The sequence below is a fragment of the Methylomagnum ishizawai genome (assembly GCF_019670005.1).
GTDB classification, from domain to species: Bacteria; Pseudomonadota; Gammaproteobacteria; order Methylococcales; family Methylococcaceae; genus Methylomagnum; species Methylomagnum ishizawai.
Genome location: NZ_AP019783.1, coordinates 2,357,844 through 2,377,286, shown reverse-complemented (window position 1 = coordinate 2,377,286; position 19,443 = coordinate 2,357,844). Strand labels below are relative to the sequence as shown.

Sequence of the window (19,443 nt, the reverse complement as noted above, 5' to 3'; positions counted from 1 at the left end):
GTTCGCCCGGCCCCGCCCGATGGCGCGACCGTGAACGGGCGCTCTTGAACTCTCCCCCCCAATCCCGAACAATAGCGCCCGCATCGTTTATTCCTTTGATTTGGTGGGCATTTTGGCTGATTTCCATAAAAAGCTGCTCGACGGCCAAGACCTGGGCGCGGTCCTGGTGCGGGGACTGCGCGAATCGGTGTTCCTGGTCTATCTGGCGGTCTCCTTGTTCCTGCTGGTCGCGCTCATCACCTTCAACGCCGACGATCCCGGTTGGAGCCATATCGGCACCGGCAAGACCATCGCCAACGCCGGGGGCGCGGTCGGGGCCTGGGTGGCCGATTTCTTCCTGACCCTGTTCGGCGTCACCGCCTTCCTGTTCCCGTTCCTGCTGGCGGGCTATGGCTACATCATCTTCCAGGGCCGTCTCGCCGCCCCGGCCAATCCCATCGACAGCGCCCTGCGCTGGACCGGTTTCGCCGCGGCCATCGCGGCGGCGGCGGGGCTCACCGATCTCCATGTCATCCATGCGCCCTTGGCCCTGCCCGGCACCAGCGGCGGCATCCTGGGCGGGGAAACCGCCGAGTTGCTCGCGGGTTCGTTTGGCCGGGCGGGGTCGAGCATTTTGCTCCTGACCGTGTTCGTGGCCGGGATTTCGCTGTTCACCGGGCTGTCCTGGCTGGGTTCGTCGCTGGGCTTGATCGACCTCGTGGGCCGCGCCGCCTTGATCGCCATCGACGCCGTGCTGTCGCTGTTCCAACCGTTCAAGCCCGCGCCCGCCGCTGGGCCGGAAGTCGAAGCCGAGTCCGAAACCGGCACCATGCCGCTCCCGGAACCCGCGCCCGCCAAAGCCAAGCCCCAAGCCAAGCGGATGGCCGCCCCCCCCGACACCGAAAACCCGGAACCGCCCGCCGAAGCCACCGCGCCCGTCGCCCGTCCCAAAGCCCTGGTGGAAGAACCTCCGGCAACCAAAAATCCCGCCGTACCCACAACCCAGGCCGCGCCGCCGCAGCCGCCGAAACCCCGTGCCCCCCTATCCAGACCCGCCCTGGACCTGCCGCCGGTCAAGCCGGGCACCCTGCCCCCGCTGGAATTGCTCAGCGACACCACGCCCAAGATCAAGGGCTATTCCGAAGCCGCCCTGGAGGACATGTCGCGGCAGGTGGAAAGCATCCTCGACGATTTCAATGTCGAGGTACAGGTGACGGACGTGCTACCCGGCCCGGTCATCACCCGCTTTGAAATCCAGCCCGCGCCGGGGGTCAAGGTCAGCCGCATCAGCGGGCTGGCCAAGGATTTGGCCCGCGCCCTCTCCGTGACCAGCGTGCGCGTGGTGGAGATCATCCCCGGCAAATCGGTGATCGGCCTGGAAATCCCCAACGAAGAGCGCGAGATGGTGCTGTTGCACTCGGTGCTGTCCTCCGACGCCTACCAGCACAGCCCTTCGCCCCTGACCCTGGTATTGGGCAAGGACATCAGCGGCCAGCCGGTGGTCGCCAACCTGGCGCGGATGCCGCACCTCCTGGTGGCCGGCACCACCGGCTCGGGCAAATCGGTGGCGGTCAATGTGATGATCCTCAGCATGTTGTTCAAGGCCCGGCCCGAGGAAGTGCGCCTCATCATGATCGATCCCAAGATGCTGGAATTGTCGATCTACGAGGGCATCCCGCATTTGCTGACCCCCGTCGTCACCGATATGAAGGAAGCGGCCAACGCCCTGCGCTGGTGCGTGGCCGAGATGGAACGCCGCTACAAGCTGATGTCGCTGATGGGCGTCAGGAATCTGGCCGGTTTCAACCAGAAGCTGGCCGAGGTGGCGGCGGACGGGGAATACATCGCCGACCCGCTGTGGTCCGCCGCCGACGCCCTGGACGGCGAGGAACCGCCCGCGCTGGAACCCCTGCCCTATATCGTCATCGTCATCGACGAATTGGCCGATATGATGATGATCGTGGGCAAGAAGGTGGAGGAACTCATCGCCCGCCTGGCCCAGAAGGCCCGCGCCGCCGGGCTGCATTTGATCCTGGCGACCCAGAGGCCGTCGGTGGATGTCATCACCGGCCTCATCAAGGCCAACATCCCCACCCGCATCGGCTTCCAGGTGTCCTCCAAGATCGATTCCCGCACCATCCTCGACCAGGGCGGCGCGGAATCCCTGCTCGGCAACGGCGATATGCTCTACCTGCCGCCCGGCACCGGCCTGCCGATGCGGGCGCATGGCGCTTTCGTCTCGGACCAGGAAGTCCACAACGTGGTGGAATTCCTCAAACGCACCGGCCCCGCCAACTATATCCACGAGATCACGAAGTTCTCGGAAGAAGCGGAAGCCGGAAGCTTCAAGGGCGGCACCGGCGGCGGCGAAGGCGGCGGGGAAGAAACCGACCCGCTCTACGACGAGGCGGTGCGCTTCGTCACCGAATCGCGCAAGGCGTCCATCTCCAGCGTGCAGCGCAAGCTCAAGGTGGGCTACAACCGCGCCGCCCGCATGATCGAGGACATGGAGAAGGCCGGCATCGTCGGTCACGCCGAGACCAATGGCAGCCGCGAAGTGCTGGCCCCGCCCCCGCCGCCGGACTGAAATCCACGCCCAACCCCCGCCCTCCGTTGAACATCCCGGAACCCCCGGTCATCGGCGCACCGTCCAGGATCGGTCCCGAACGGCTACACTTAATAGCCATTCGCCCGACCCGACCAGGCCAGACCGGGACGCACGGTGCCTCATCGGGTGGGTCCGATTCCAATCACTTCCTGCTTGGGGACATCCAATGCGTTATCAATCTATCTTGGCGTCGACACTGGTTTTTTTATGGGGAGCACAGTCCCAAGCCTCGGTATCGGAACGAGAACCGAATTCCACGGTGACCGGCAGCGGATTTATTTTCGACACCGCCAGTTCGGTCTGCCCTTATGCGGGTGGCGCCATTTGTACCCAGGAAACCTACCGGGTGGTCAATACACCTTACGATGCCAGCAACCCGGACTATAACCCCTATGGCGGTCCGGCCCTCGACCCCAGTCTCGCCACGCCCCTATCCCTGACCGACGAAATGGTGGGTCAGTTGCAATCGACCCGAGACTTCGACTGGTTCTATGTGGACATCACCGACGATAACCATCCAGTGACCCCGGTCTATTTTGGCTGTGACAAGAAACTCGGATATTGGTACGAGGGCTTCGACAACGCCACCGATCCAAAACTGGATGATTCCAGCGTCTTTTGGAATGTCGCCTATTTCTATGACGCCGACCCCAACACTGCTGACGGCCTGACCAGCGGCAGCAGCTACGTGGTTTACCGTTCCTCCTGCCAGCGGGGCAGTAGCGAAACGAAAGGACCGTACCGATTCCAGATGGATACTTCCAAACAAGGGCGTTATTACGTCAGGATATGGGGTAGATATATCGGGGATAGGAAAGAAACCTCCACCAAAAAAATACCCGACCCCACGGATAGCACAAAGACCTTGAGCGTGGATGTCTTCAAGTTCTACAACGAAATCGTCGTTCCCACTGCCGATTATTCCCTAAGGCTTTATACCGCCAGGGTCGGCGGCGAACTGGAACCCAACGACGGCATGGTGGAAGCCTATTCCTTGACGTCCGGCACCACCGCCACCGGGCAGCTTTCCTCCATGTACGACCAGGATTGGTTCTATATCGACAACGACAGCACCAAGAACAAAACCGGCAATATTCCGTTTTACTTCAATTGCAAAAGCCAAACCAACACCTATTACATCCTGTCATCATACGATGAGAAGGGCGTACTGCAATCGAACTACGAAATCCAGTCCAGCCAATGCTCGGCGGCGGGCGGATTCTTATTCACCATCGATGCGCCGGTTTCCGCCCGGTACTACTTCGTGGTCACCTCGCCGCCTTCCGGCGAATCGGACAGCTTCACCCAGGCCGACTACACCGTGCTGGCCATCGCCAACAACAGCGGCGTTTCCGGTCCCACCGTGCGCCTGCCCGGCGAACTGGAGCCCAACGAAACCCCGGTCAACGCCTATCCCCTGACCAACACCGTGCCGGTGACCGCCCAGCTCTCCTCGATCACCGACCTCGATTACTACGTCTACCACAACGACACCGGCGCCAACCCCAACAACACGGTGCCGATCACCTTCCGCTGCCAGAACTCGGGCGAGGTCTACACCCTGTCGTATTTCAACACCCAAGGCTTCCTGCAACAGGCCTACACGGTGACGGCGGGCGAATGTTCCTCGACCGACGGCTTCCAGTTCACCATCAACACCCCGGCCACGGCGGATTATTACATCCTGGTCTCGGGACCGTCCGGCGGCGACACCGCCCTCTTCGGCAGCGGCGACTACACCCTGACCGCCTACGTGAACAACAACACGGGCACGGCCAACGCCACCGGCAGCTTGGTCAAAGGCCAGCTCGTCGATAGCGGCAAGTCGGGCAAGGATTCGTTCGCGTTCAACGTGAAGGGCTGCGGCGGCAACAAGGGCACGGTCAAGCTGACCGGCAACAAGCTGAACATGACCACACCGAGCATCAACACCCAGGTCAAGGTGGAAATCGGTGGCTGGTCTTGCGTGAGCGACGCCAAGAACTTCACCCAGACCAACAGCGCCCCGCAAACCCTGGTCTACCCGAAACCGGCCGCCACCCCCGCCAAGCAGACAAACAGTCTGTCCGGCACCAACTGACCCCACGGACAGGCCGGACCCCACGGGGTCCGGCCCCCGTCCTACCCCTCCGCCGCCAGGCAACCCCGCAGGAACAAATCCACCGCCCGCCGCGCCCGCGCCTCGATCTCGGCCTCGCCCGGCGTCGCCGCCAAGCCGTATTGCAGCCGGTGGAACCACTCCCCCTTCAGGCAACTCACGAACTGCCCCGCCAGGAAATCGGGATCGATGGCGGCGATGCGCCCCGCCTTCTGATGCAACGCGAAAAACTGGGATAGCCGCCGCAAGGTGCGCTCCGGCCCCTGGCCATAGAACTCGGTGGCGAGGCAGGGGAACTGCCGGGTTTCCCCCTGCATCTGGGTACACATCCGAATCATGTCGGGCCGGGTCAGCCGGAACAGGAATTCCCTGCCGAAATCGACCAGAGTCTCCTCGATGGGCTTGGCCTGCGCCGGGTCCAGGGGCAGGGTCGCGACGAACAAATCGCTGAGATGGCGGACGACCGCGCCGAACAATTCGGCCTTGCCGCCGAACTGGCGGTAGATGGTCCGCAAGGACACCCGCGCCTCGCGGGCGATGGTTTCAAGGCTCAGGTTGCTATAGCCATGTTCGGCGAACAAGCGCACGGCGTGTTCCAGCAATTGCTCGCGGCGTCTGGCTTCCTCGCCTTTTTTGGGGCGGCCTAGGCACATCATAAAAATTGACTCGTGTTTGTAGTGGACTCCGCCGTTTATTTTAACGAAAATAATGAAAAGGAAGATTACCTTTTCTGGGCGCGTCAGACGCTCCCCCAACCCCCCCCGGTCCAGCCTATGAATATCGGTGCCTCCCATTCCTATTTCGCAACGCCGCGCTGGTTCGTGGCTTTGCTGCCGCTGCTCCTGCTCTTGGGCTGCGGCCAACCCCCAACACCCGCAGCGGCGCCCGGCCCCCAGCAAATGCCGCCGGTCCCGGTCAAGACCGCCCTACCCCTGCACAAGCCCGTGGCGGAATGGGACGAATACACCGGGCGCATCGAAGCCGCTGAGGCGGTGGAGGTGAAGGCGCGGGTACATGGCTATCTGGACAAGGTCAATGTCAAGGATGGCGATGTGGTGCGCAAGGGCGACCTGTTGTTCGTGATCGACCCCCGGCCCTACCGCGCCGAACTGGACCGGGCCGAGGGCGCTTTGGAACAAACCCGCACCCGCCTCGACCTCGCCCGCAACGACCTGGGCCGCGCCGAACGGCTACACCAGTCGAAGGCGATTTCCGAGGAGGAATACGACGCCAGGACCAAGGCGGTGCGCGAATCCACGGCGGCGGTGCGCTCCTTGGAAGCCGCCTTGCAAACCGCCCGGCTCAACCTGGAATTCACCGAGGTGCGCTCGCCGATCTCGGGCCGGATCAGCCGCGAACTCCTGACCGTGGGCAATATGGTCAAGGCCGACGAGACGCCATTGGCCCGGATCGTGTCCATCGACCCCGTCTATGTCTACCTCGACGCCGACGAACGGGCGGTCTTGAAATACCGCCGCCTGGCCCAGGCCAGCAAAGGCACGGGCACGGGCACGGGCATCCCGGTCGAGTTGGCTTTGATGGACGAGGCCGGCTTCCCCCATCGCGGCGTCATCGATTACCTGGAGCCGCGCCTCGACGCCAACACCGGCACCTTGCGTATCCGCGGCGTGTTCCACAACCCGGACGAAATCCTGAGTCCCGGCTTCTTCGCCAGGGTCAGGATTCCGGGCGGCACGCCCCATGACGCCCTGCTGCTGCCCGACCGCGCCATCGGCACCGACCAGGGCCAGAAGTTCGTCTGGATCGCCAAGCCCGACGGCGGCGTCGAATACCGCAAGATCAAGCCCGGCGCGTTGTTCGGCAGCCTCAGGGACATCGCGGAAGGCTTGACCCCGGAAGACCCGGTCGTGATCGAAGGCATCCAAAAGCTCCGTCCCGGCGCCAAGATCAAACCGGAAACCACCCTCCTGTCGGACTCGGCGCTCGAACGCCATAACGCGACGGCCCAACCATGACACGATTCACCCATTTCTTCATCGATAGACCGATCTTCGCCTCGGTCCTGTCCATCCTCATCGTGCTGGTCGGCGGGCTGTCGCTGATCGGCATGCCCATCGCCCAATACCCGGAAATCGCCCCGCCCAGCGTGCAGATCAAGGCCACCTATCCGGGCGCCAACGCCGAAGTGCTGGCGGAAACGGTGGCGACGCCCATCGAGCAGGAGGTCAACGGCGTCGAGGACATGCTGTACATGTCCTCGCAGTCCACCAACGACGGCGTGATGCAGCTCACCGTCACCTTCAAGCAGGGCACCAACCTGGACAAGGCCCAAGTCCTGGTCCAGAACCGCGTCACCCTGGCCGAACCGCGCCTACCGGAAGAAGTCCGCCGCCAAGGCATCAGCGTCCGCAAGCGCAGCCCGGACCTGAGCCTGGTGGTGAACCTGATTTCCCCCAACCAGCGCTACGACTCGGTCTACCTCAGCAACTATGCCTTGTTGCAAGTGCGCGACGCCCTGGCCCGTTTGCCCGGCGTGGGCGATGTGTTCCTGTTCGGGGGCCGCGAATACAGCATGCGGGTGTGGCTGGACCCCGAGAAGATCGCCGCCCGCAACCTCACCGCCTCCGACGTGGTGAACGCCATCCGCGAGCAGAACATCCAGGTCGCGGCGGGCGTGCTGGGACAACCGCCGGTACCGCAGGGCCAGGAATTCCAGTTCACCCTCACCACCCAGGGCCGCTTGTCCGACGAGCATCAATTCGGCGAGATCATCGTCAAGAATGGCGCGGACGGCCAAATCACCCGGCTCAAGGACGTGGCCCGCATCGAACTCGGGGCCAAGGACTACGCCTCGCAATTGCGCCTCGACGGCCAGGAAACCGTCGGCCTCGCGATCTTCCAGATGCCCGGCACCAATGCCATCGAGACCAAGGAAGCCGTGGTCCAGACCATGGAAGCCCTGAAACAGCGGTTCCCGGAAGGCGTGGATTATGTGCTGGTCTACGACACCGTGGTGTTCGTGCAGCAATCCATCGAAAAGGTGGTGATGACCCTGTTCGAGGCCATCGCCCTGGTGGTGCTGGTGGTCTTGGTGTTCCTGCAAAACTGGCGGGCGACCATCATCCCCTTGCTGGCGGTGCCGGTGTCCTTGATCGGGACGTTCGGGATCATGGCGGCCCTGGGGCTGTCGCTCAACACGCTGTCGCTGTTCGGGCTGGTGCTGGCCATCGGCATCGTGGTGGACGACGCCATCGTGGTGGTGGAGAACGTCGAGCGCAATATCGCGCTGGGACTCCATGCCCGCGACGCCACCCGCAAAGCCATGGAGGAAGTGGTCGGACCCATCGTCGCCACGGCCTTGGTGCTGGTGGCGGTATTCGTGCCCACGGCCTTCATCACCGGCGTGACCGGGGCGTTCTATAAGCAATTCGCCCTGACCATCTCGGTCTCGACCCTGATTTCGGCCTTCAACTCGCTGACCCTTAGCCCGGCCCTGTGCGCCCTGATGCTGGACCGCGCCCACGACCACAGCCATAAACAAGACCCGCTGACCCGGCTACTGGATTTCCTGTTCGGCTGGTTCTTCCGGGGGTTCAACCGGGTGTTCGGGGCTTTCAGCGCGGGCTATGCCGGATTGGTCCGGCGCCTGATCCGGTTCAGCGCGGTGATGCTGGTCCTCTACGCCGGGCTGAACGGCCTGAATTTCCTGGCCTTCGACCAGGTGCCGACCGGCTTCATCCCCCAGGCGGACCAGGGCTATCTCATCGTCTACGCGCAATTGCCGGACGCCGCCTCGTTCGAGCGTTCCGACGCCGTGGTGAAGGAAGCCAGCGAGATCATCACCCAGATTCCCGGCGTGGCCCATGTCAACGCCTACGCCGGTTTCTCGATCCTGACCTTCGGGGCGCAATCCAACGCCGCGACCCTGTTCGCCCGGCTCGCACCCTTCGAGCAACGCGCCCTCCACCCCGAGCAATCCGCCGATGCCATCATGGGCCAAATCCAACAGCGCATGTTCGGCATCCGCGACGCCTATGTCGCCGTGTTCGCGCCGCCGCCGATCCGGGGCATGAGTTCGGTGGGAGGTTTCAAGCTGCAATTGCAGGACCGCGCCAACCTCGGCCCCACGGAGTTGGAAAAAGCCGCCAACGACATCATCGCCAAGGCCAACCAGCAACCGGGCATGGCCCGGGTGTTCACCACCTTCCGCGCCAATGTGCCGCAGATGCACCTGGATGTGGACCGCACCAAGGCCAAATCCATGGGCCTGCCCCTGGCCGAGGTGTTCGATACTTTGCAGATTTATCTGGGTTCGCTGTATATCAACGATTTCAGCCGGTTCGGGCGCAGCTATCAGGTGGTGGCCCAGGCCGACGCCCAGCACCGCGTGACCCCGGAAGATATCGCCCAGCTCAAAACCCGCAACCTCGCGGGCGAGATGGTCCCGCTCGGCACCTTGGTCAAGACCGAGGAATCCAGCGGTCCCGACCGCATCAACCATTACAACCTGTTCCCGGCGGCGGAAATCAACGGCATGACCCTACCTTCCTTAAGTTCGGGCCAAGCCATCGCCGTGATGGAAGATATCCTGAAAGCCGACCTGCCCGCCGGCGTGGGCTACGAATGGACTGAACTCAGCCTCCAGCAAATCCTGGCCGGCAACACCGCCATCATCGTGTTCCCGCTGAGCGTGATCTTCGTGTTCCTGGCCTTGGCCGCGCAGTACGAAAGCTGGTCGCTGCCGTTCGCGGTGATCTTGATCGTGCCCATGTGTTTGCTGAGCTCGATGGCGGGCGTGTGGCTGCGGGGGATGGACAACAACATCTTCACCCAGGTCGGGTTCATCGTCTTGGTGGGATTGGCCAGCAAGAACGCCATCCTGATCGTGGAGTTCGCCCGCAAGCGCCAGGACCAAGGCTTGGACCGCAAGGCCGCCGCCATCGAGGCGGCGCGGCTCCGGCTCCGGCCCATCCTGATGACCTCGTTCGCCTTCGTGATGGGCGTGTTCCCGCTGATGGTCTCGACCGGGGCGGGGGCCGAGGCACGGCAGATTTTGGGCACGGCGGTATTCAGCGGGATGCTGGGGGTGACCTTCTTCGGGCTGCTGTTGACGCCGGTGTTCTATGTGACGATCCGGGCTTGGGTGGAACGGCGCGGCAGCCCCCAGCCCCAAGCCACGGCAGCGGAGGGACAACATCCATGAAGCACCACAACTCCCGCAAACTCATCCTGCCCACCCTGCTGGCGGTTCAATTGGCGGGCTGCATGGTCGGCCCCGACTACCAAAAACCCAAGACCGACCCCGGTCCCGCATTCGCCAACGCCCAACAGCCCGAGTTCCAAACCCAGGGCATCGAAGGGGCGTGGTGGAAGCAATTCAAAGACCCGCGCCTGGTCAAGCTGATCGAACTCGCGGTCCTCAACAACCGCGACCTCAAAGCCGCCGAGGCCAACCTGCGGCAGGCGCGGGCGTTATTCCTGGATGCCGGGCTGGACCTGTTCCCCCACATCACCACCCACGCCAACTACACCGACCAGCACCGCAGCTTCGATTCATTGAACCGGCGCAACTTCGTCCCCCGCGACTTGAAGCTGTACAACACCGGCTTCGACGCCGCCTGGGAAATCGATATCTTTGGCCGCATCCGCCGCAACGTCGAGGCGCAGGAGGCCAATATCGAAGCCGCCGAGGCCGACCGCCGGGCGCTGCTCATCAGCGTGGTGTCTGAGGTGGCCCGCAATTATTTCGAGTTGCGCGGCCATCAAAACCAGCTCTACGTCGCCCGCAAGAACGCCGAGAACCAAACCCACACCGTGGAACTGACCCAGGAACGGCTGGACGCCGGCGTCGGCACCAGCCTCGACACCGCCCGCGCCAAGGCCCAGCTCAACACCACCCTGGCGACCATCCCGCCCATCGATAGCCTGATCCATCAGGATGTACACCGCATCGGCGTGCTGACCGGGCAATTGCCCGCCGCCCTGGCCGACGATTTGCTGAAACCCGAGCCGATCCCGCCGCTCCCCGACCTGGTGCAAATCGGCAAGCCCGCCGAGCTCTTGCGCCGCCGCCCGGATATCCGCGCCGCCGAGCGCCAACTGGCCTCGGCCACCGCCAGCATCGGCGTCACCACCGCCGATTTGTTCCCCAGGGTCAGCTTCAACGGCACCTTCGCGCTGGAAGCGCAATCCTTCACCGGGCTGGGCGCTTCCGGTTCCGGGGCCTATTCCTTCGGCCCGCGCATCACCTGGGCCGCGCTCAACCTAGGGCAGGTGTACGCCCGCATCCGCGCCGCCGACGCCACCGCCGAAGCGTCCCTGGCCCAGTACGAACAAACGGTGCTGGGCGCCCTGGAGGAAACCGAAAACGCCCTGGTGAACTACAACCGGGTGCGCGAACGCCAAGTCCTGTTGACCTCGGCGGCGGCGGAAAGCCTGGAAGCCTACCGGCTGGCGCATCTGCGCTTCGACGACGGCGTGGAGAACTTCCTCACCGTGCTGGATACCGAGAAGCGCCTGCTGGAAGACCAGCGCGACCTGGCGCAAAGCCAGACCGCGACGGCGACCACCTTGGTGGCTTTGTACAAGGCTTTGGGTGGGGGCTGGGAAGAGTTCGGGATACCGGCGGCGGATTTGCCCGAGGCGGAGCGGCTGTTCACGCCTTGACGCCAAGGCGGAGGCCGCTTACGGTGGCGGCTTCATAACCACACGATGTTCGCACCCTTGGAAATCCGCGCCGACCTGGGCGGCGGCGCGAATCCAGGGTTTCCCGACGATTGGCGCTTCAACGGCAAGCAAACGGCGGCTCACCGCCCAATCGGCCATGCCCTTCCGCGGGCGGGTCCGCGCCCGATCCAAAACGGCCCAAACCATCAACCGGGCAGCCACACCATACAGCTTCGATGATCCAAGCCAAGCCCAACCGCCTCTTTCCCGCCTTCTGCCTCGCCTTGCTGATGGCGGCGCATTCCGGCCACGCCGCCCCGCCCGCCGCCAAAACCCCACCTTCCCCGCTCGCCCGCCCGCTCGCAACCCTCCTGGCGGCCGAACCCGGCACGGATACCAATCTCGTGGCGCTCTACCGCGCCAAGGGTTTCAAGCCGTTCTGGATCGCGGGCGGCGAGCCTTCGGCACGGGCCAAGGTCTTGCGCCACTTCCTGGACGACGCGGGCGGGGAAGGTCTGCGCCCCGAGGATTACGGGACCGAGGCCATCGGGCGGCTCTGGCTGAAATCCGACCCCGACAGCCTGGCCCGGCTGGAACTCTTGCTGACCCAAGGCTATTTGCGCTACGCCGCCGACGTGGGCCGGGGCCGGGACGCGGCCCGCCGCCTCGAAGAACAAGCCCAGGCCACCCCATCCGCCGCCCCGCGCAAAGGCTTGGAAACCCCCGGCCTCGCCCCTTTCCTCGAACACCTCGCGCCGCAACACCCCGAATACGCCGCCCTCAAACAAGCCCTCAAGGACTACCGCGCCCTGGCCCAGCAAGGCGGCTGGCCGACCATCCCCTCCGGCCCCACGTTGCAACCGGGCATGAGCGACCCGCGCATCCCCTCGATCCGCCAGCGCCTCGCCCTCACCGACGCCGCCGAACCCGGCCACGGCAAGACCTACGACGAAGCGCTGGCCGCCGCCGTCAAGCGCTTCCAAAAGCGCCACGCCCTGCCCCCGCAAGGCGTCATCGGCCCGGAAACCCTCGCCGCCCTCAACGTACCGGTGGAGCAGCGCATCCGCCAAATCATCGTCAACCTGGAACGCTGGCGCTGGCTGTCCGCCGACCGCGCCGGACGGCAAATCTGGGTCAACATTCCCAGCTTCACCCTGTGGGGTCTGCAAGACGGCGCGGTGGAAATCACCATGCCGGTGGTGGTGGGCAAGCTCGACCAACCGACCCCGGCCTTCGACGAGCGCCTGGAATACCTGGAATTCAACCCGGACTGGCATGTGCCCCACGACATCGCCATCAACGAATACCTGCCAGAATTGCGCAAGAACCCGGCCAGCCTCAAACCCAAGCACATCCGCTTCTTCTCCGGCGGGGCCAGGGACGCCCCCGAGATCGACCCCCGCGGCATCGATTGGAACCTGATGACCCCGGCGACGATGGAGCGCTACGTGCTGCGCCAAGACCCCGGTCCCTGGAACGCCCTGGGCACGGTGAAATTCATGTTCCCCAACAAGTACAACGTCTACCTGCACGACACCTCGGAGCCGCGCTTCTTCGCCAGGAGCCGCCGCACCTATAGCCACGGCTGCGTGCGGGTGGGCCAGCCCTACGAATTGGCGGCCTGGGTGTTGGCGAAGGAAAATCCGCCCTGGACCCTGGAGCGGGTCCAGGCCACCATCGCCAGCGGCGAACACACCAGCGTGGCGCTGGCCAAGGCCATGCCGGTGCATTTGATCTACCGCACGGCCTGGGTCGAGGGGGATGGGGTGCATTTCGCGCCGGATATTTACAACCGGGATGGGGCGTTGGAGCGGGTGTTGTTTGGTGGGTGAGATTTTCGTATAGCCTACAAATATAGGCGCAGATGTATGCTCACCCTACACAATCAATCCACACTATAAAAAATTTGACAGCTTCTTAAGATTCAAGCACAATCAGTCCAAAGTATAATAATAATACACTAAGACACATAGATGTCTTTGAAGAAAGACCAAACCCATCATGGCATTGACTAACTTGGGTTGATTGTTGTTGTTTTGTATCGCTTTCACCACCGAGCAGATGCATAGCAAGCAGCAAAAAACCTCTGTGAAAAATCGCGCTGTTTAGTCAAACGAAAGATGATACGAAATGTTGGTTTTTAACTTTTTGACGGAGAAAATGACATGTCTAGCTATCATAAGCATACTTTAATAATCGGAACATTGACGACCCTCTCTTGTGGGTGCGCTATAGCCGATCCGCCTTGCAATATTATCAGCGATGCTCATACTCGCTTAAATGACGCGGATGACCCACCCCTTACTGCACCTGTCTTTCTTGATAATTTCTACCGCTACCGGCAGGTCCTAGGCAATTATTACGGGCATGGCATCGAACAAATCCCGGCTTACCTTCAACCTTCTTCCGCTTCCGCCGAAGCTTCGCAAGTAATTTATCACACAAAGACAATATCAGGAGTTAAGCCAGTAAACGTGCCAGAAGTACCCTTTGCCGATGGGGTGGTAATACGCCGCGCTTTGGGAGGCTATAAGCCAGATCTATTGACTGGAGGTATGTCATATTGCAGGATATTAGACACAACCAACCTCAACCCATCTTGTCTTACTAACGATTCCCTCGACTTCCTCGTTGCTCCCCCTAGCAACTCTAACAACAGCAATCTTGTTATCAATAGCAATATTGGGATTAACAAACCAGACTCTTTACCCTGCGGACCAACAAATTCTTCACCCTGCAATGAATCACTTCAATCAATTTATAATCAAAACTCGCTGTCATACAATACCATCCAGTGGCATTTATATCCTTATTTGAAAAGCGGCTATTGTGCGAAAGATATCACCCTTCACTTAGGGCTTACTCCATGGGCCATCGCGCATACAGATAATGGAAATGTGGTACCTCCGAAGTTAAATTATGGCAATGTGGTACCTCCGAAAAAACTTTCATTATGGGCATCAGACCCAACCCCACCTCCTCCAGCCAGCTTTACACTTTCTCGAGGCACCGCTGTACTTGACAAACTCATATTCACTCTTAGAAGTAATTATAGTAATTTTAGGAGTTGGGAAACCACCGTTTGTCCAGCAGATCCAACTCAAAGAATAGATGTCCCGAACTTCTCCTTGTTATCTGCGGATAGTGATAACGAAGTAGCGGACCCATCGGATTATGGCGCTGATTATAGCTACAAAGATCTTTACAATGCCACTCTAAAAGAATTACAGCATTATTACCCTAATTCACAAATTGCTCCAGCTGAAATTGGAATACCAAATTCAGACAATTCTGATAGCCATTTTTATAAATGCCCCTGGGATTACGTTACAGAAGTTAACCCGACAATTAACCCACCGAGCTATATAGCGAAGGAACTTTACGGCAACCTTCGTAACAGCAACAATAACAACCCGGCCTCATCTTCAATGCCGTGGGGCAGGATCAACGCGACTTATAATTATTTCTACAATCTTGAAGCAAACCTTGATCCTGAAAACAACAAGCCGCATCCCCAAATTCCGCATGAAATACATCAATTCCGATTAGAAAACACCCAACCCACTAACCAAGCCAGGAATGCCTCATGGACTTTTCAGGTTCTCATGGGGATCAAAGCTGGTTACTATTATTACTCCAATGACAACAATAACAATCTCAAAGTAAATTTCCGCAATCCCAACCGGTACGATCCCACACCGTATACCCGACCAAACAGCCCTACGTCATACAGGTACCCGCTAAATGTACAGCGCGTTGTCGGCTGGGGCACTACCACAGGAGGCAATATCGGTGAAAATCTACTATTAGGCAATGGGTTTGTATACGCACTTTTGGATCGGTATCGGTTGGCGGGGAACGGCGTGGGAAGCCAAATCCTTCCATTAAAGCCTACATCAGTAAAAAAGTACAACACATCGGAAAATGATGTCTCAACCCAGGCAAGCGCGATTGCATTCACCAATCCTAATGATAACACCTTGCGCTCGATCGTTATCGCGACCTTTGGAATCGGGGCTGGGGATAGTAACGCCCGCTTAAATCTTAACTTTGCCAACAACGCATATAGTAAAGTAGAATTAAAGTATAATATCACCCCTACCATTGCCCCTACCATATTCTTACCACTAAACTTCCAAAATAACTGGAAATTAATTAGATATCAGCCAGACACTTATGCATTCAATTGCATAAAGAGAGACCTACAAAGCAGAGGTTATCTCGATACGGACCCATTTTTTCCGGACGATCCGACTAATACCTCATCATTTTCAAATTGTTTTTTTTGTGATGACGATCCGGTCACTATGATAAAAGGAGGGGCCGCTAAGACATATCTCCAAAGCACTAAAAGAAACAACATCGAGCCTAGCCCTTGCGATAGGGAGAACCCCAACGATCCTGCGCCTATGTCATACACCGGATTGATGACCAAGCAACTAACTTTCGATAGCTTGCCTGCAAATGATGAATACATCAAAACAAGCTTTGATGCCAACTCTAAAACATTAACCATAACCGCAACGATTCCCACGGACGCGGTGATTGTCCTCGAACCGCAACCCTAAGCCCACCCCACAACCAAACCCGGTAAGATGTGCCGAAGGGAAATACTTCCCTTCACCCAACACATCCTACCGGGCTGTTCCGCTGCACCAAGCACCAACCGGGATGAACGGCAACCCTCGTGGGTTCACATCCAAGCCCCGTTGGATGCAAGGCCCATCCTTTCCCACCGACCCGCGAGCCCTCCGCCCCCTCGGTTGCTTTCGCCAAACCGGAGACGTATACTTTTGGGCGGGCTTGCAGAAGCTGTTTTGACCATAGAAATCAACCCTTTGGAGGAATCCGAAATGAAATGGGAAACACCGAGCTACGTTGACATGCGCTTCGGCTTCGAAGTCACCATGTACATCTACAACCGCTAATCGCGGTTGGTTTCCGAACGGGGCGACACAGCGATGTGAAGCCCCGTTTTTCATTTCCGGGGTTCCGCGCCCCTTCCCCAACTTCGTGCTAAGCCTATGAAAATCCGAGTCTTGGGCGCGGGTGCCGGTGGCGGCTTCCCGCAATGGAACTGCAACTGCCACAACTGCGCCAGGGTCCGCGCCGGGACGTTGAACGGCCCGCCCCGCACCCAATCCTCCATCGCGGTCGGCGTCGATGGCACGGCCTGGGTGCTGTTCAACGCCTCGCCCGACATCCGCACCCAACTGGAACACTTCCCCGGTGCCTGGCCCAAGCACGGCCTCCGCGACAGCGGCATCCAAGCCATCATCTTGATCGACAGCCAGATCGACCATACCACCGGCTTATTGATGCTGCGGGAATCGACGAAACCCCTCGAAATCTATTGCAGCGAGCCGGTCAAACAGGATTTATCCACCGGCTTCCCGGTGTTCAAGATGCTGGAACACTACTGCAAGGTGAACCACCATCCCGTGCCCCTGGACGGCGGCGGGTTCGCCATTCCGGGCTTCGAGGACTTGCGCTTCCACACCCACGCCCTCAAGAGCAAAGCCCCGCCCTATTCCCCGCACCGCCACGACCCGCACGACGGCGACAATATCGGCGTCATCGTCGAGCAGGTCTCGACCGGCAAAAAGCTGTATTACGCCCCGGGCTTGGGCGAGATCGAACCGCATGTGGCAGCGGCTTTGCAACAGGCCGATTGCGTGCTGGTGGACGGCACCTTCTGGCAGCACGACGAAATGGCCCGCGCCGGGATTTGCGAAAAGCTGGCCCTGGAAATGGGCCACCTGCCGCAATCGGGACCGGGCGGCATGATGGAAACCCTGGCCGATATTCCCGCCGCCCGGAAAATTCTGATCCATATCAACAATACCAATCCGATCCTGGACCAAGATTCGCCCGAGCGTAGCGCCCTGGCCCAGGCCGGGATCGAGGTCGCCTACGACGGTTTGGCAATCGAGCTTTGAGATGAGGACACCATGAGCGAGCAAACCCCCTGGAGCCGGGAAGAATTCGAGGCGCGGCTCCGCGCCAAGGAAATCTATTACCACATCAACCACCCCTACCATATCGCCATGGCCGAGGGGAAACTGAGCAAGGAACAGATACAGGGTTGGGTGGCGAACCGCTTCTATTACCAGATCAAGATTCCGGTGAAGGACGCCAACATCATGGCGCTCTGCCCCGACCGCGACACCCGCCGCAAGTGGATCCAACGCATCCACGACCACGACGGCTGGGACGGGGATGCGGGCGGCATCGAAGCCTGGACCCGGCTGGGCGAGGCGGTCGGCATCGCCCGCGAAGACTTGTGGTCGCTCAAATCCGTGCTGCCGGGCGTGAAATTCGCCGTGGACGCCTATGTCAATTTCGCCCGCAACGCCACTTGGCAGGAAGGCGCGTGTTCCTCGCTGACCGAGATGTTCGCGCCCACCATCCACAAGCAGCGGCTGTCGGGCTGGCCCGACCTCTATCCCTGGATCGAGCCGGAAGGCTTGGCCTATTTCCGCAAGCGCGTCAGCCAAGCCAGCCGCGACGTGGAACACGGCCTGGAACTGACCCTGGAGTACTTCACCACCCGCGCCCAGCAGGAACGCGCCCTGGAAATCCTCCAGTTCAAGCTGGACATCCTGTGGACCATGCTGGATGCCATGTGGCTGGCCTATATCGACCAGAAACCCCCCTACTTCAACATCAAGACCTGATTCATCCGAATGGACGAGCAAGCCCGGTTCGCCTTCTCCCCGCTGCACCGTTTGCAGTGGGAAGAAGCGCAGCAAAAATACGTGATCCTCTACCCGGAAGGCATGGTGGAATTGAACGTTCCCGCCGCCGAAATCCTCAAACTCTGCGATGGCAGCCGCAATTTGGACGCCATCGTGACCGAACTGGAACAGAAATTCGAGGCCAGCGGCATCAGGAACGATGTCGCCGGACTCCTGCACTCGGCATTGGAAAATGGCTGGATCAGAGCAATACCCTAGCGGCAATCCGCGTTGGCTCCTCGCCGAGCTGACCTATGCCTGCCCCTTGCAGTGTCCCTACTGCTCGAACCCCATCGACTACGCCAAGATCACCGACGAACTCTCGACGGAAGACTGGATGCGGGTGTTCAAGGAAGCACGCGCCATGGGCGCGGTGCAACTGGGGCTGTCGGGCGGGGAACCCTTGGTGCGGAAGGATTTGCCGGCCTTGGTGAAATATGCGCGGGAGTTGGGCTATTACACCAACCTCATCACTTCCGGCTACGGGATGACCGAGGCCAAGATCGTGGAACTCAAGGAAGCCGGGTTGGACCATATCCAAGTCAGCATCCAAGCGCCCGAGAAGGAACTCAACAACTTCATCGCCGGCACCGAATCCTACGAGCAAAAGAAGCAGGTCGCCCATCTGGTGAAAAAGCACGGCTATCCCATGGTGCTGTGCGTGGTGATCCATCGCCAGAACATCCACCTGATGACCGAAATCCTGGAGATGGCGATAGAACTGGGCGCGGATTACCTGGAACTCGCCAACACCCAGTATTACGGCTGGGCGCATTTGAACCGGGATCAGTTGTTGCCGACCAAAGCGCAATTCGAGCAAGCCGAAGCCATCGCGCAGGGCTACAAGGAAAAGCTCAAGGGCAAGATGAAGATTTATTACGTGGTGCCGGATTTCTACGAGCAGCGCCCCAAAGCCTGCATGAACGGTTGGGGCACCACTTTCCTGACCATCGCCCCGGACGGCACCGCCCTGCCCTGCCACGAAGCGCGCATCCTGCCGGGACTCAACTGCCCCAATGTGCGCGATATGAGCGTCAGCGACATTTGGCTGAAGTCGGAAGCCTTCAACCAATTCCGGGGCTTCGGCTGGATGAAGGAGCCGTGCCGCTCCTGCCCAGAGAAGGTCAAGGATTTCGGCGGCTGCCGCTGCCAAGCCTATCTGCTGACCGGCGATCCCAACGCCACCGACCCGGTGTGCGGCTTGTCGCCGGATCGCGCGGCCATCGCCGAAGCCATCGAGGGGGCGCGGAAGGATTACGAGGGCGGCGGGCCGAAGCCCTTGGTGTTCAGGAATGGGCGGACTTCGAAGGCGTTGAGTGGCTGACGATCCCGCTAATCACGTAGCCTGGCATGAAGCCTTGTGGAATCCGGGACGATCAGCGCTCCGAATCTCC

General features: G+C 60.6%; 13 protein-coding genes. 12 read left to right on the top strand and 1 reads right to left on the bottom strand.

Going from position 1 to position 19,443, the window contains the following annotated elements; all coding sequences use genetic code 11:
• The first annotated feature begins 61 nt into the window (after window positions 1-61).
• Together K5658_RS10795 and K5658_RS10790 are read left to right on the top strand one after the other, a co-directional pair.
• A complete protein-coding gene (locus K5658_RS10795) occupies window positions 62-2,566 on the top strand; it encodes a DNA translocase FtsK (protein ID WP_425515949.1) in 2,505 nt (834 codons plus the stop codon).
• Between the two features lie 280 nt (window positions 2,567-2,846).
• A complete protein-coding gene (locus K5658_RS10790; RefSeq protein WP_221063148.1) occupies window positions 2,847-4,667 on the top strand; it encodes a hypothetical protein in 1,821 nt (606 codons plus the stop codon).
• 41 nt (window positions 4,668-4,708) lie between these two features.
• On the opposite strand, the gene K5658_RS10785 is transcribed toward K5658_RS10790, so the two are convergent.
• A complete protein-coding gene (locus tag K5658_RS10785) occupies window positions 4,709-5,341 on the bottom strand; it encodes a TetR/AcrR family transcriptional regulator (protein ID WP_221063147.1) in 633 nt (210 codons plus the stop codon).
• A 117-nt stretch (window positions 5,342-5,458) separates the two neighbouring features.
• Here K5658_RS10785 and K5658_RS10780 point away from each other — a divergent pair, with 117 nt between their 5' ends.
• From K5658_RS10780 to pqqE, 10 genes are all read left to right on the top strand, one after another.
• A complete protein-coding gene (locus K5658_RS10780; protein ID WP_221063146.1) occupies window positions 5,459-6,661 on the top strand; it encodes an efflux RND transporter periplasmic adaptor subunit in 1,203 nt (400 codons plus the stop codon).
• Window positions 6,658-9,849 carry an efflux RND transporter permease subunit gene (locus tag K5658_RS10775; protein ID WP_221063145.1) on the top strand — a complete coding sequence of 1,064 codons (3,192 nt, stop codon included), beginning with the start codon at window positions 6,658-6,660 and terminating at the stop codon, window positions 9,847-9,849. The genes K5658_RS10780 and K5658_RS10775 overlap by 4 nt, the downstream gene beginning before the upstream one ends.
• A complete protein-coding gene (locus tag K5658_RS10770) occupies window positions 9,846-11,312 on the top strand; it encodes an efflux transporter outer membrane subunit (protein ID WP_221063144.1) in 1,467 nt (488 codons plus the stop codon). The genes K5658_RS10775 and K5658_RS10770 overlap by 4 nt, the downstream gene beginning before the upstream one ends.
• 236 nt (window positions 11,313-11,548) lie before the next feature.
• Window positions 11,549-13,144 carry a L,D-transpeptidase family protein gene (locus K5658_RS10765; protein WP_221063143.1) on the top strand — a complete coding sequence of 532 codons (1,596 nt, stop codon included), beginning with the start codon at window positions 11,549-11,551 and terminating at the stop codon, window positions 13,142-13,144.
• Window positions 13,145-13,477: 333 nt separating this feature from the next.
• Entirely contained in the window at window positions 13,478-15,880 is a 2,403-nt protein-coding gene (locus K5658_RS10760) for a hypothetical protein (RefSeq protein ID WP_221063142.1), read from the top strand.
• A 285-nt stretch (window positions 15,881-16,165) separates the two neighbouring features.
• Entirely contained in the window at window positions 16,166-16,240 is a 75-nt protein-coding gene (pqqA, locus tag K5658_RS10755) for a pyrroloquinoline quinone precursor peptide PqqA (RefSeq protein WP_221066961.1), read from the top strand.
• A gap of 96 nt (window positions 16,241-16,336) precedes the next feature.
• The gene (gene pqqB / locus K5658_RS10750) at window positions 16,337-17,251 is read left to right on the top strand and encodes a pyrroloquinoline quinone biosynthesis protein PqqB (RefSeq protein WP_221063141.1); all 915 of its coding nucleotides are present in this window, start codon (window positions 16,337-16,339) and stop codon (window positions 17,249-17,251) included.
• A gap of 12 nt (window positions 17,252-17,263) precedes the next feature.
• Window positions 17,264-17,989, top strand: coding sequence for a pyrroloquinoline-quinone synthase PqqC (pqqC, locus tag K5658_RS10745; RefSeq protein ID WP_221063140.1), 726 nt, complete (start codon window positions 17,264-17,266; stop codon window positions 17,987-17,989).
• A gap of 9 nt (window positions 17,990-17,998) precedes the next feature.
• Entirely contained in the window at window positions 17,999-18,268 is a 270-nt protein-coding gene (gene pqqD, locus K5658_RS10740; RefSeq protein WP_221063139.1) for a pyrroloquinoline quinone biosynthesis peptide chaperone PqqD, read from the top strand.
• Window positions 18,243-19,373 carry a pyrroloquinoline quinone biosynthesis protein PqqE gene (gene pqqE, locus K5658_RS10735; protein WP_221063138.1) on the top strand — a complete coding sequence of 377 codons (1,131 nt, stop codon included), beginning with the start codon at window positions 18,243-18,245 and terminating at the stop codon, window positions 19,371-19,373. The genes pqqD and pqqE overlap by 26 nt, the downstream gene beginning before the upstream one ends.
• The last annotated feature ends 70 nt before the right edge of the window (window positions 19,374-19,443 follow it).